The sequence below is a fragment of the Myxococcaceae bacterium JPH2 genome (assembly GCA_016458225.1).
Lineage (GTDB): Bacteria > Myxococcota > Myxococcia > Myxococcales > Myxococcaceae > Citreicoccus.
The window spans coordinates 495,419-508,277 of record JAEMGR010000001.1; the positions used below are offsets into that span (position 1 = coordinate 495,419).

The following is a 12,859-nucleotide window of genomic DNA, read 5'->3' on the forward strand; positions in this document are numbered from 1 at the left end:
CCTACTTCAGCAACCCCAGCTGCGTCAGCGCGGCCTTCATCAGCGGCGCCTGCGACTCGGACAGGGGCACCAGCGGCAGGCGGACCTCGGGACCGAACAGGCCCATTAGGTGCAGCGCCCACTTCACGGGGATGGGGTTGGACTCCGCGAACAGGCGCCGGTGCAGCTCGTTGAGCCGCACCTGGAGGTCGAGCGCGCGCGCCATGTCCCCACCGCGCGCCGCGGCGACGAGGTCCGCCATCATGCGGGGCGCCACGTTGGAGGACACCGAGATGACGCCCTTGCCTCCGCACGCCATGGTGGGCAGCACGGTGAAGTCGTCACCGGACAGGACGATGAGCCGCTCGCCGCACTTCTCGCGCAGCTCCAGCGCGCGCCACGGATTGCCGGTGGCCTCCTTGATGGCGACGACCTCGGGGAGGTCGCACAGCCGCTGCATCGTCTCGGGCAGGAGGTCCACGCCCGTGCGGCCCGGGACGTTGTACGCCACGATGGGGAAGCCCGGGTGCGCCTTGGCCACCGCACGGTAGTGCTCCACCAGGCCCGCCTGCGTGGGCTTGTTGTAGTAGGGCGTGACGATGAGCGAGGCATCCGCGCCCACCTCGCGCGCGCGGCGCACGGACTCGATGGTCTCCGCGGTGCTGTTGCTGCCCACGCCGGCGATCACCGTCGCGCGCCCCTTCGCCTCCTCCACCACCACGGCCACGGCGCGCGCGCGCTCGTCGGCGTTCATCGTCGCCGCTTCGCCGGTGGTGCCCATGGGGATGAGGCCGACCGTGCCGCCATCAATCTGATAGCGAACGAGGGCGCGATAGGCCGCCTCATCCAGGGCCCCGTCCTTGAACGGGGTGGCCAGCGCCGTCATGGAGCCTTCGAAGGTCTTCATGCCGGCGCTTATACGTTCAGGCCCGCTCGCCGCGCCACAGTTCCTCGACGCGCTCCCGCTCTCGGATGACACGCCAGGCGGCCTTGTCCACGAGCACCTCCGCGGGACGCGGCCGCGAGTTGTAGTTCGAGGCCATGCTCATCCCGTAAGCCCCGGCACTCATGAAGGCGAACAGCTCGCCTGCTCGGGGGAGGAGCAACGGACGGGCCTTGGCCAGCACGTCGGTGGACTCGCACACCGGCCCCACCACGTCCACCTCCACCGCCTTGCCTCGGCGACGCACGAGCGGCTGGAGCGCGTGGTGGGCTTCATACAGCGCGGGACGCAGCAGGTCGTTCATGCCCGCGTCCACCACGACGAAGGTCCGCTCCGGCGTCTGCTTCCGGTACAGCACGCGGGTGAGGAGCACGCCCGCGTTGCCCACCAACGAGCGGCCCGGCTCCAGGATGAGCGTGGCGCCCGTCGCACGCGTCGCATCCAGCACCGTGCGCGCGTACTCCACGGGCGATGGCGGCGTCTCGTCCGAGTAGGTGATGCCCAGCCCCCCGCCCACGTCCAGGTACTCCAGCGCGTGGCCGCGGGCCTGGAGCGCGCCGTACAGCTCCGCCACCTTCGACAAGGCCGCGCGCAAGGGCGCGGTGGCGGTGAGCTGCGAGCCGATGTGGCAGTCGAGCCCCAACGCGCGCACGCCCTTCATCTTCTTCGCGCGCGTGTACAGCGCGAGCGCCTCCTCGAACGGCACGCCGAACTTGGAGGTCTTCAGCCCGGTGGAGATGTAGCGGTGCGTGCGCGCGTCCACGTCCGGGTTCACGCGCAGGGCGAACGGCGCGCGCTGGCCCATGCTCCGGCCCACCGCGTCCAGCGCCTCCAGCTCCTCGGCGCTCTCCACGTTGAACAGCAGCAGGCCCGCGTCCAGCGCCTGCGCCATCTCGTCCGGCGTCTTGCCCACGCCCGCGAACACCGTCTTGCGCGGGTCTCCGCCGGCGTGCCGCACCCGAGCCAGCTCGCCGCCCGACACGATGTCGAAGCCGCTGCCCAGCTCGGAGAACAGCCGGAGGATGGCCAGGTTCGAGTTGGCCTTCACCGAGTAGCACACGAGGTGCGGCTGCCCGGCGAAGGCCTCGGCCACCTGCTGGAAGCGGCGGGTGAGCGCCGCGCCCGAATAGACATACGTGGGCGTGCCCACCGCGTCCGCGATGGCCGACAGGGGCACGGCCTCCGCGTGCAGGCTGCCCTTCTGATAGGCGAAGTCGCTCACGGGGGGATCCCGCCGTCCGACTGAACGGGGACAGTGGGGCCCACCGGAGCGACCGCGCCGCGCGCGGGGTCCGTGGGCGGCGCCGTCTCCGTGACGGGAGGTGGACGCGGCGGGCGCGGGTTGCCCTTGATACCGCACGCGGAGAGCCCCACGACGAGGCCCCCCGCCATGCACAACCGCCAGAGCACGGAGCGCATCGCCTAGTACTTGATGGCCAGCATGCCGCGGATGCTCTGCGGCGTGCGGAGGTCCTGGTTCAGCCCCTGCTGGAGGAACATCGCGTCCTTGAGGCCGCCCATGGGGAAGAGGATGCCGTAGGAGATGCCCGCCACGAAGCCGTCCTCGGTCTCGTAGCGCGCGCCCACGTCCACTTCCAGGCCCAGCGCGTGGTTGACCGCGGAGGGCGTGGACTCGGCGTAGAACGCCTGCGAGTAGATGACGCTGCCGAACACGTCGAAGCCCTCGGCCACCGAGTAGCGCAGGGTGGGCTTCACGTAGAAGGCGTCCGTCACCCCGCCGAGCAGCTCGCGCCAGAGGATCATGTCCACGCGGTAGTCGCGGTTGAACCGGAAGTTGCGGATGGCGTTGTCGCAAGCCCCGTCGGTGGTGCAGCCGTACTGCGGCCCCTCGACGTCGCCCGCGGCCGTGGTGCCGTTGCTGCCCGTGCCGCTGCGGCCCGGGTAGTTGCCCATGCCGAAGGCCTTGTCACCCGAGGCGAAGCCCAGCTCCAGCCCCAGGTGGAGCTGCCGGCTCTTGGTCAGGTGCACCTCCCCCTGCGCCACGCCGCCGAACTGGGCGATGCGCAGCGACTGGTCGCGCAGCGGGGCGCCCGCGCTGGCCGCGCTCTGGGCGCTGTTGCCCACGTTGCCCAGCACCGCGGCGAACTCGAACTCCAGGCGGAAGTTCTGCTCCTCGTACTTCAGCCAGAGGTCCGGCGTGTAGATGTGCGCGTCGCGCTGGACGAAGTCCGTGCTGTTGGCGTTGCCCGTGGACTCGTAGCCCGTGGCCGCCCATGCCTGCGTGCGGTAGGTGAAGTACAGGCCGTAGTTCAGCACGCCCTGGTTGTTCTCCAGCTTCGCGCGCGCCTGCTGATCCGTGTCGCGGCGGGCGATGGCCAGCACCAGGCTGTGGCTGTCATCCGACTGGGTGAGGTCCACCGGCTCGCCCATGCTGTTCTTCAGCTCGGACGTGGGGCCCTCGGAGTTGAAGTCCAGCATCGGCGTGATGTACCAGCCCGCGAACGGCTCGGTGACGAACTGGATGCGGTCCACCGTGTCGCCGAAGTCGCAGTCCAGGCAGTTGCCGTCGTTGCGCAGCATGCCCAGGCCCCAGTGGCTGCCCATGCGGCCGAAGCGCAGGATGCCCACCGGCGTGGACACCTCACCGTAGGCGCGGCGCACGACGATGGAGTCCTTCAGCGCGTTGATGCCGGCGCTCGGCGGGCTCTGGCTGTCGGAGAACAGCGAGAAGGTGTTGCGCCCGTCCGCCGAGGCGAACGAGTCCGGCGTGGAGCCCAGCACCAGGTTGTCCAGGGCATCCACCTGGAGCTTCACGCGCACGTCCTCGGAGACGTTGACGGTGGGCTCCAGGCGCACGCGCATGTCCGCGCCCGCCTGCGTCTTCTCGTTCGCGCTGCGCGGCGAGCGGGGGAAGATCTCCAGGCCGTTGGGCTGCCCGGGCGCGCGCACCGGCTTGCCGAGGTTGAACTTGTAGAAGAGGACGGGCCGGACGCGCAGATAGCCGTCCAGGTTGAGCATCTCGAGCTTGCGCTTCTCCTCGGTCCACTCCTCCTGCCAACCGGAGGACACGGACTGCGTGGCGGCCTGGGCGCGGATCTCCTCGCGCAACTCCTTCTTGGCCGCCTCCAGCTTCTGCTCCAGTTCATCCCGGCTGGGCGTGTCCTGCGCCGGGGAGGCCGCCGCGGCGGGCGAAGTGGGCGCGGGCGCCGAGGTGGGCGCGGGCGTGGACGTGCCGCCTTCGGGCACCGGCGTCTGCGCGGTGGCCGTGGACGAGGCGACGAGCAGCGCCGCCAGCAGGGCGTGAGACATGGGCAACAGGCTCCGGGGGCCGCTCGGCGCGGCCGACTGTAAAGGGCGGGCGATTCAAGCCATGGGCCATGGGGGTGTCAACGCTTACCGGCCCGAGGTTTCGCGCCGTCAACGCCCTCACCCCCCGGGTCATTTCAATCCAAAGGCTGACAATGGGGACAAAAATGGGTGGTGCGACCGCCCTGCGTGATGGCGCGCACCGTCGTACCGCACTTCGCGCAGGGCGCTCCCGCGCGTCCGTAGATCTGGAAGAGGTTGACGGCGCCATCCTCCAGATAGGCGGGCTCCTCACCCTCCTGTTCCTTCAATCCGAAGTCGATGCTGGCGTGGATGGCGCGGGCCAGGCGGCGCCAATCCTCCGGCGACAGCGTTTCGACCTTGCGCGCCGGGTGCAGGCCCGCGCGGAAGAGGGCCTCGGCGGCGTGGATGTTGCCCAGGCCGGCCACGCGGGACTGGTCCATCAGCGCCACCTTGAGGTCCATGCGCGTGCTTCCCACCGCGTCCCGGAGCTGCGCGGCCGTGAGCCCTTCTGACAACGGGTCGCGGCCCAGCGCCTTCACCGGATCCAGCTCCCACAGCTCCTTGGCGGGCACGGGCTCCATGCGCCCCAAGAGGCGCGGGTCGGCGAAGTGCAACACGGTGGCGTCATCCAGGTGGAAGCGGGCGCGGCTGTGCCGCTCGACGTGGTCCTCCGGCCGGCGCACGAAGCGCCCCGTCATCCCCAGGTGCGCCATCAACCCACGCCCGTGCTCGAACGTGAACAGCAGGTACTTGCCCTTGCGCTCCAGGGACTCGACCCGTCCGGTCAGGCGCGCGAAGCGGGCGCGCTCGGCGCCGCGAAAGACGCGGGAGTCGTCCGCCTCGGCACGCACGACGCGCCGCCCGTCGAACCAACGCACCAGGTTCCTTCGCGCGATCTCCACTTCGGGCAGCTCGGGCATCGTGGCGGGCACATACCACCGCGCACACGTCGGGCGCAGCGCCTGTCTCCACGTGTTCGGCCGAGCACACCGCGCCTCGGGGCCCGGCGCGGAGTGGGCGGGCCTCCTGTATGAAGGAAAGTCCAGTGCTCGTCCGTCCCTCGCGCCGGGAGGCCGCATGCCCGTTCCCCTTCCGCAGAAGAAGTACGCACCCCAGCACTACCCTCACCTCAAGGGGCTCCACGGCATCAGCGACGCGGTGTTGGAGGTGCACTTCAAGCTGTACGAGGGCTACGTCAACCGGACCAACAAGCTCACCGAGCTCTTGTCGGGGCTCCAGGCCCGAGGCGAGGCCGCGGGCTCCAACCCCACCTACGCCGAGCTGACCCGCCGATTGGGCTTCGAGTACAACGGCATGGTCCTGCACGAGTACTACTTCGGCAACCTCCAGCCGGGGGGCGCGACGACGCCCGTGCCGGACGCGCTGACCGAGGCGCTCGTCGAGAGCTTCGGCTCGTACGAGAACTGGCTGACGGACTTCCGCGCCGTGGCCACCATGCCGGGCATCGGCTGGGCCGTGACGTTCCAGGACCCGCGCACCCGGTGGCTGTCCAACCACTGGGTCACCTTGCACGAGACGAACAACATCGCGGGCTTCCGCCCCATCCTCGTGATGGACGCGTGGGAGCACGCCTTCGTGCCGGACTACAAGGCCACGGAGCGCGCCCGGTACGTGGACGCCTACTTCCAGAACATCGACTACGAGGCCTGCGCGTCGCGGCTGGCGTAGGCGCGCTCGCGGGGGACGACACGGGGCACTTGCCCAGGCGCCGGGCGCTGACTACGAGGCGAACGCACGTCGTCGCCCATTCGCCAGTCAACGCAAAGGAGCCTCTCGGCCATGCAGCGCATCTTCCACGTGATTGTGGGCCTCACCCTCGTCTCGAGCCTGACCTCGGGTTGCACCAAGCAGCGCATCGGCGCGGAGAAGGCCATCGCCAGCGTCGTCGTGTCGCCGCAGCAGGAGGAGCAGATCGGCCAGCAGGTGAAGCAGGAGCTGGAGCAGAAGGAGAAGATCCAATACGTGCAGGACCCGGCGGTGGTCGAGTACGTGCGGCAGCTCTCCGCGCCCATCCTCGCGCAGGCCAGCAAGGAGCGCCCGGACGTCAAGTGGAAGGTCAACGTCATCAATGATCCGAAGACGGTCAACGCCTTCGCCACGCCGGGCGGCTACCTCTACGTGTACACGGGCCTCCTGCTCGCGGCGGACACCGAGGCGGAGCTGGCCGGAGTGATGGCGCACGAGGCGGGCCACGTGGTGGCGCGTCACTCGGCTCGCGCCATGGTGAACCAGTACGGACTGCAGGCCATCAGCCAGATGGCGCTGGGCAACAACCCGGGCGCCGCCGCGCAGATCGCCTCGCAGCTCGTCACCGGCGGCACCATGCTCGCGCACGGCCGCAGCGAGGAGTCCGAGGCGGACACCTACGGCGCGCGCTACGCGTCCGGCGCGGGCTATGACCCGCACGGGCTCATCACCTTCTTCCAGAAGCTCCAGGCCGAGCAGGGCAAGACGCCCGCGGTGATGAAGTGGCTGAGCACCCACCCGACGAATGAGCAGCGCATCGCGGACCTGAACAAGTACATCGCGCAGAACCGGCTGACCGGCGCCAACAACAACCCGGGTCAGCTGCCCGCCATCAAGAAGAAGCTGGGCGGCAAGTAGTCCGCGCCCGCTCGGGCGCCGTCGCGGTCAGACGACGCCCGCGGGCAGGTAGCGCCCCAGCAAGGGTCGCAGCCGGGTGCGCACCTCATCGGGGATGCGCCCCCGGTCGGTGGAGATGGCCTGGGCGAGCGCCGAGTCGCAGCGGCAGGACGCGCGCGACTCGGCGATGCGGGGCAGCGCGCGGCGGATGAGCGCGGCGCCTCGCGCGGTGACGGCCTGGAGACGCTCCGAGCCCTGCGTGCTCCACGCCTCGGGCTCCGCGTCCTCGGGGCGCGGGTACCACGCGTCATACTCCGTGGGCAGCGCCACGAGTGCGTAGTGCAGCTCCGCCTCGCGCGCCAACCGGGCCTCGGGCATGGCCGTCATGCCCACCACGTCCGCGCCCCACGTGCGGTAGAGCTGACTCTCCGCGCGCGTGCTGAGCGTGGGTCCCTCGATGCAGACATACGTGCCCGACGGGTGCACCACCGTCTCCGCGGCGGGCGCGGCCTGCGCGAGCAACCGCCGCAGCGTGCCGCAGAACGGTGAGCCCATCTCCACGTGCACCGCCACGTCGTCGTAGAAGGTACAGGGGCGGCGATACGTCCGGTCCAACACCTGATCCGGCAGGAAGAGGTGCTGCGGCTCCACCTGCTCGCGCAGGCTGCCCACCGAGCCCGCGGCCAGCACGTGGGTGATGCCCAGCAGCTTCAGCGCGAAGAGGTTGGCGCGGTAGGGCGAGCGCGTGGCGTTGTAGACGTGCCCGGTGCCATGTCGGGACACGTAGGCGATGGGCACGCCGTCCAACTCGGTGGTGAGGATGGGCGCAGCATGGGGACCGAACGGCGTCTCCAGGACATGGGACTCGCCCCGACCCGCCACGCCGAGCGCCTGGGCGAGGCCGTAGCCCCCGATGATGCCCACCTTGACCGCCGCCATGTGCCTCCTCTCGCCCGAACGGACGTGAGCCGCGACGATATCGCGGGCACCTGGAGCCGACAGCGAAGAAGGCTGGTAACTTTCACATTTGCCATGCGTGCCCTTCCGTCCGTCCTCGTGCTCACGTTCACCGTCTGCGCTGTCGCCCACGCGGCGGGCGCCGTCCCCACCGGCTGTCAGGAGGATTACGGAAGCTGCAAGGAGGACTGCACCATCGAGTACGGCGGGCAATCGCGGACCATCGGGAAGCTGACCCACTGCCTCCAGCAGTGCCAGGAGTCCATGGACCTGTGCGGCGCGCGCCACTCGTCCCTGAAGGAGATGCGCGACCTGGGCCTCCCCGAGGGCGCGAGAGATTCAGACGCGACGCTGAAGCGGCAGGCGGTCCACAAGGGCTCCACGCTGAAGGAGAAGGACAAGGCGCGCGAGGACGATCCGTTCGGAGACTCCGAGCCCGCCGCGCCCCGCTCGCGCCGCTCCCAGGAGGAGACCTTCGACGACCCGCCGCCTCCGCCCAAGGTCGAGCGCCAGGGCTACCGCACCGTCGCGCCCGGGCAGAAGTTCGAGACCGCCGAGCAGCCGCCCGCGCCCGAGACTCCGCCACCCGCCGCGCCCGCGCGCCAGGGCGTCTATCGCGCCGCGGACTCGGAGCCCAAGCCCGCACCCGCGCCGTCGCCCGCGACCGCCCCCGAGCCGGAAGAAGAGGCTCCGCGTCCGGCGCGAGCGGAGACCCGCCCGCCCCCCGCCCCCGCGCCGTCGGTCGCGCGCACCGCCGCGCCGGCCCCGGTCCCGCATGACGCCGCGAGCGAAGATGAGCCGCCGCCCCCTCCGCCCCCGGTGGCCAAGAAGCCAGAGCCCGCGCCGACGCGTCCCGTTCCTCCGCCCGAGCCCAAGCACGACATCTCCGATTGGGATCCGGGTGACTGAGGCCGCGAATGAGGCCGTCATCTCACGGGCGCCTGGAGCTCGGCGCACGGCCTGACGGCTTCGCGCGCAACGCAGGCGATTCGCCAAGCCCCACCCAAGCCTCGGGGCTCCAAGCTCCGGGCCACTTCGCGGCATCACCCACTGCCCAGGCTCGACTCGAAGCCCTCGGGCCGGTCCTCGCGAAACACCTGAGCGCAGGCTGCTGCGCCGCCGTCGTCCAGCCGCCGCCCGCGACGAGGCGGTCTCTCAGCCCTGCGCCTTCGCCGCGACAACTCGCGCGGGCACGGTCTGAGTGAGGCGCACGCCCGCGAGCACGAGCCCACCGCCCACGGCCAGCTCCCAGTGCAGCGCCTCATTGAGCAGCAGCCACGCCGCGATGGCCGTGGCCGCGGGCTGGAGGTTCGAGAAGATGGCCACCCGCGACGCGGGCACCTTCGACAGCGCGTAGTACCAGATGAGGTACGCCACCACCGACGTGAGCAGGCCCAGGTACGCGATGGACCCCAGCGCCGCGCCGCTCGCGGCCTTCACCTGGGTCCACCGCATCACCCATGGCGTCAGCGGCAACATCAGCACGGCCGCCATCGTCATGCTCCACGCCGTGGCTCGGATGGGCCCGAACTGCGACGCGAACGGCTTGCCCTCGGTCGTGTAGACGACCCACGCCGCCACCGCGGCCAGGATGAGCAGGTCTCCCATCAGGGCCCCGCGCGCGCTCTCCAGCCCTCGGCCCAGGAGCAGCACCACCACCCCGGTGAACGCCGTGGCGATGCCCACCGAGGCCCGCGCCGACGCACGCTCACGCCCGAGCAGCAAGCTGGCCAGGTACACCCCCAAGGGCGTCAGCGCGTACAGCAGCGCCGCATGCGCCGCGGACGAGCGCGCGAGCCCCGTGAAGAACAACACCTGGTTCACCGGCCCCGCCAGGAGCCCCAGCACGAAGATGCGCTTCCACTCGGAGCGCGGCGGCAACACCGGCCCCGGCGTGAAGCACAGCAGCAGCACGAACACCGAGCCGCTCAAGAGGAAGCGCCACAACACCACGGTGAGCGGCGGAAGCTCCGCCATGGCGCGCTTGCCCGCGAGGTACGTCCCCGAGCTGATGAGGACCTGAACGAGGAGCGCCGCGTACACCCAGCCCAGCGACGAGGCGCCGGGCGAAGAAGTCACGGTTCGAGCTGGCTGAGCGCCCATAGCGCCGCGGTACGTACCAATTCGCTCGCGTCGCCGCTGAGCTTTTCGAGCACCCCTCGCGCACTCGCCTGCTTCGCCACGCCCAACGCGTACACGGCGTTGCGGCGAAGCCCGTCGTAGCGTGCACGCGCCAGCGCGGTGCCGGGGATGAGCGCCTGGTACTGCTCGGGCGTCAGGGCCGCCAGCTCCACCGCGCCCAGCGACGCCACCGCGCGCGGCTCGAAGCGCGCATGGTCCGCGAACACAGGCCGGCGATTCAGCGGACACACCTCCTGGCAGATGTCGCAGCCGAACACGAGGTTGTCGAACTTCAGGCGGAAGGCCTCGGGGACCTCGCGCTCCCGGTTCTCGATGGTCTGGTAGGACAGACAGGCGCGCGCGTCCACGCGGCCATTGCCCACCAGCGCGCCCGTGGGACACGACATGAGGCAGCGGCGACACGCGCCACACCGGTCCGCGGCGGGGCCATCCCCGTAGTCATCCACCTCCGCGTCGAGGATGAGCGTGGCGAGCAACACCCACGAGCCGTGGGACTCGGTGATGAAGCACCCGTTCTTGCCCACGTAGCCCAGGCCCGCGCGCGCGGCCCACACCTTCTCCATCATCGGACCGCTGTCCACGCCGCCGTAGGTCCCCAGCTCCGGGTAGCGCTCGGAGAGCGTCTTGCGGAACGCCTTCATCCGGTCGCGCAGCGTCGAGTGATAGTCGCGGCCCCGCGCATAGCGGGCGATGGGCGAGTCCACCGACGCCGCGTCATCGCGCCAGTAGTTGTTGGCGAACGAGATGACCGTGCGCGCGCCCGGCAGGAGAATCGAGACGTCCAGCCGCTCGGCGGCCCGCTCGCCCATCCAGTCCATGTCCGCCGCGTAGCCGGCCTCCACCCACGAGAGGAGCGACTCGGGAGGAATGGGCTCGGCGCGCGCGAAGCCCACCAGGTCGAAGCCCACCTGTTGGGCGAGTTCACGCAGGGGCGCGGTGGGGAGGACGTTCAAGGCGCCGCCCTCGTACCTCCGAAGGCCCCCGCGCCGCGAGCCCTACTTCGCGCCGGACGTCTCGGGGATCCACTTCACGTCCGGCACGCCCGCCCGGTGGTTGGCCAGCCGCGCCATCACGAAGAGCAGATCCGACAGCCGGTTCAAATAGACGACCACCGACGCGGGCACATCGCCCTCGCGCACGAGCGGCACGGAGCGCCGCTCACAGCGACGACACACGGTGCGCCCCAGGTGCAGCGCCGCGGCGGCCTGCGTCCCACCGGGGAGGATGAAGTGCGTCATCTTCGGCAGCTCCTCCTCGAACCGATCGATGGCGTGCTCCATGTCCTCGGCCCATGACGCCTTCAGCTCGGGGATATAGGACGAAGCCTTGGTGCCCGTGGGCGTGGCCAGCACCGAGCCCACGGTGAAGAGCTGATCCTGGATGCGCTGCAACAGCGCGTCCAGGTCCGGAGGAAGCGAGAAGCCGCGCGCCATGCCGAGCGTGGCGTTGAGTTCGTCCACCTCGCCATACGCATCCACACGCGCGTCGTCCTTGGCCACGCGTCCACCGCCGAACAGTCCCGTCTCTCCCGCGTCGCCGCTCTTCGTGTAGATCTTCATGCGCGTCCCTTGTATGGGGGCTGCCTGAACCCGTCCATCGGTTCCACGGTCCCGCCATGCAACAGTACCTCTCCCTTCTCGACCACGTTCTGAGCCACGGGACGAAGAAGAGCGACCGCACCGGCACGGGCACGCTCAGCATCTTCGGCCACCAACTCCGCTTCGACCTGACCCAGGGCTTCCCCCTGGTGACGACGAAGAAGCTGCACCTGAAGTCCATCGTCCACGAGCTCTTGTGGATGCTGCGCGGCGACGCCAACGTGCGCTCGCTCCAGGCCCAGGGCGTCACCATCTGGGACGAGTGGGCCAACGCCGACGGCGACCTCGGTCCCGTCTATGGCCACCAGTGGCGCTCGTGGAGCGCACCGGACGGCGGACACATCGACCAGATGCGCCTCTTGGTGGATGGGCTGCGCAAGAATCCGGACTCGCGCCGTCACCTGGTCAGCGCGTGGAACGTGGCGGACGTGCCGGCCATGAAGCTGCCGCCCTGCCACGTGATGTTCCAGTTCTACGTGGCGGATGGCCGCCTGTCCTGCCAGCTCTATCAGCGCAGCGCGGACCTGTTCCTCGGCCTGCCGTTCAACATCGCCTCGTACGCGCTGCTCACGCACATGGTGGCCCAGGCCACCGGGCTCCAAGCGCACGAGTTCATCCACACGCTCGGCGACGCGCACCTGTACCTGAACCACGTGGCGCAGGCGAAGGAGCAGCTTGTGCGCGCGCCCAGGCCGCTACCGCGCCTCGTCCTCAACCCCGAGGTGACGGACCTCTTCGCGTTCCGCTACGAGGACATCACCATCGAGGGCTACGAGCCCCACCCCGCCATCAAGGCGCCCGTGGCCGTATGACGAAGCTCTCCGCCATCGTCGCCATGGCCGCCAACCGGGTGATTGGCGCGAACAACACGCTGCCCTGGCGGCTGCCCCCGGACCTCGCGCGCTTCAAGCGCCTCACCTTGGGCCACACGCTCATCCTGGGGCGCAAGACGTACGAGTCCATCGGTCGCCCACTGCCCGGCCGGACGACCGTCGTCGTCACGCGCCAGCGCGACTACGCGCCTCCCGGGGTGACGGTGGTGCACTCGGTGGAGGACGCCCTCACCCGGGCCCAGGGCGATGCCGAGGTGTTCATCGCGGGCGGCGCCGACCTCTACGCCCAGACGTTCCCGCGCTGGGACACGCTCTACCTCACGCGCATCGAGCGGGACGTCCCCGGCGACACGTACTTCCCCGAGCTGGACCTGTCCGGTTGGCGACTCGTCGAGGAGCAACGCCACCCGGAGGGCGAGCTGCCTTACGCCTTCCTCACCTACCAGCGCGGACCGAAATCCAACTGAGCGCCCCGCTCCATCCGCCAGGATAGGACAGCTCAATTTTGATTT

General features: G+C 70.2%; 14 protein-coding genes. 5 read left to right on the plus strand and 9 right to left on the minus strand.

What is annotated here, in order from left to right; translation table 11 throughout:
- Position 1 precedes the first annotated feature (1 nt).
- From JGU66_02095 to mutM, 5 genes are all read right to left on the minus strand, one after another.
- Positions 2 to 886, minus strand: coding sequence for a 4-hydroxy-tetrahydrodipicolinate synthase (locus JGU66_02095; GenBank protein ID MBJ6759535.1), 885 nt, complete (start codon positions 884 to 886; stop codon positions 2 to 4).
- Between the two features lie 16 nt (positions 887 to 902).
- A complete protein-coding gene (gene lysA / locus JGU66_02100; GenBank protein ID MBJ6759536.1) occupies positions 903 to 2,144 on the minus strand; it encodes a diaminopimelate decarboxylase in 1,242 nt (413 codons plus the stop codon).
- Positions 2,141 to 2,341, minus strand: a complete 201-nt coding sequence (locus JGU66_02105) for a hypothetical protein (protein ID MBJ6759537.1) — start codon at positions 2,339 to 2,341, stop codon at positions 2,141 to 2,143. The genes lysA and JGU66_02105 overlap by 4 nt, the downstream gene beginning before the upstream one ends.
- 3 nt (positions 2,342 to 2,344) lie before the next feature.
- Positions 2,345 to 4,192 carry a TIGR04551 family protein gene (locus tag JGU66_02110; protein ID MBJ6759538.1) on the minus strand — a complete coding sequence of 616 codons (1,848 nt, stop codon included), beginning with the start codon at positions 4,190 to 4,192 and terminating at the stop codon, positions 2,345 to 2,347.
- A 134-nt stretch (positions 4,193 to 4,326) separates the two neighbouring features.
- On the minus strand, positions 4,327 to 5,133 hold the full coding sequence (mutM, locus tag JGU66_02115; GenBank protein MBJ6759539.1) for a bifunctional DNA-formamidopyrimidine glycosylase/DNA-(apurinic or apyrimidinic site) lyase: 807 nt from the start codon (positions 5,131 to 5,133) through the stop codon (positions 4,327 to 4,329).
- Between the two features lie 157 nt (positions 5,134 to 5,290).
- On the opposite strand from mutM, the gene JGU66_02120 reads away from it, so the two are divergent.
- Both JGU66_02120 and JGU66_02125 read left to right on the plus strand, forming a co-directional pair.
- The gene (locus JGU66_02120; protein MBJ6759540.1) at positions 5,291 to 5,902 is read left to right on the plus strand and encodes a superoxide dismutase; all 612 of its coding nucleotides are present in this window, start codon (positions 5,291 to 5,293) and stop codon (positions 5,900 to 5,902) included.
- Between the two features lie 111 nt (positions 5,903 to 6,013).
- Positions 6,014 to 6,838, plus strand: a complete 825-nt coding sequence (locus tag JGU66_02125) for a M48 family metalloprotease (GenBank protein ID MBJ6759541.1) — start codon at positions 6,014 to 6,016, stop codon at positions 6,836 to 6,838.
- A 27-nt stretch (positions 6,839 to 6,865) separates the two neighbouring features.
- Here JGU66_02125 and JGU66_02130 read toward each other — a convergent pair whose 3' ends face one another.
- A complete protein-coding gene (locus tag JGU66_02130) occupies positions 6,866 to 7,756 on the minus strand; it encodes an MTAP family purine nucleoside phosphorylase (protein MBJ6759542.1) in 891 nt (296 codons plus the stop codon).
- 93 nt (positions 7,757 to 7,849) lie between these two features.
- On the opposite strand from JGU66_02130, the gene JGU66_02135 reads away from it, so the two are divergent.
- Positions 7,850 to 8,683: a hypothetical protein gene (locus JGU66_02135; protein ID MBJ6759543.1), complete on the plus strand. Its 834-nt coding sequence runs from the start codon at positions 7,850 to 7,852 to the stop codon at positions 8,681 to 8,683.
- A 246-nt stretch (positions 8,684 to 8,929) separates the two neighbouring features.
- Here JGU66_02135 and JGU66_02140 read toward each other — a convergent pair whose 3' ends face one another.
- Genes JGU66_02140 through JGU66_02150 form a run of 3 tightly spaced genes read right to left on the minus strand, consistent with a single transcriptional unit; the run spans position 8,930 to position 11,475 of the window.
- Positions 8,930 to 9,877, minus strand: coding sequence for a DMT family transporter (locus JGU66_02140; protein MBJ6759544.1), 948 nt, complete (start codon positions 9,875 to 9,877; stop codon positions 8,930 to 8,932).
- Positions 9,850 to 10,869 (minus strand): tRNA epoxyqueuosine(34) reductase QueG, encoded by a 1,020-nt coding sequence (gene queG / locus JGU66_02145; protein ID MBJ6759545.1) that lies wholly within the window; start codon positions 10,867 to 10,869, stop codon positions 9,850 to 9,852. Before queG ends, JGU66_02140 begins: the two co-directional genes overlap by 28 nt.
- 42 nt (positions 10,870 to 10,911) lie before the next feature.
- Positions 10,912 to 11,475 carry a cob(I)yrinic acid a,c-diamide adenosyltransferase gene (locus JGU66_02150; GenBank protein ID MBJ6759546.1) on the minus strand — a complete coding sequence of 188 codons (564 nt, stop codon included), beginning with the start codon at positions 11,473 to 11,475 and terminating at the stop codon, positions 10,912 to 10,914.
- Between the two features lie 56 nt (positions 11,476 to 11,531).
- Here JGU66_02150 and JGU66_02155 point away from each other — a divergent pair, with 56 nt between their 5' ends.
- Complete coding sequence (locus JGU66_02155; GenBank protein MBJ6759547.1) at positions 11,532 to 12,326, plus strand: thymidylate synthase; 795 nt, start codon at positions 11,532 to 11,534, stop codon at positions 12,324 to 12,326.
- Positions 12,323 to 12,814 carry a dihydrofolate reductase gene (locus tag JGU66_02160; protein MBJ6759548.1) on the plus strand — a complete coding sequence of 164 codons (492 nt, stop codon included), beginning with the start codon at positions 12,323 to 12,325 and terminating at the stop codon, positions 12,812 to 12,814. Before JGU66_02155 ends, JGU66_02160 begins: the two co-directional genes overlap by 4 nt.
- Positions 12,815 to 12,859: the final 45 nt, after the last annotated feature.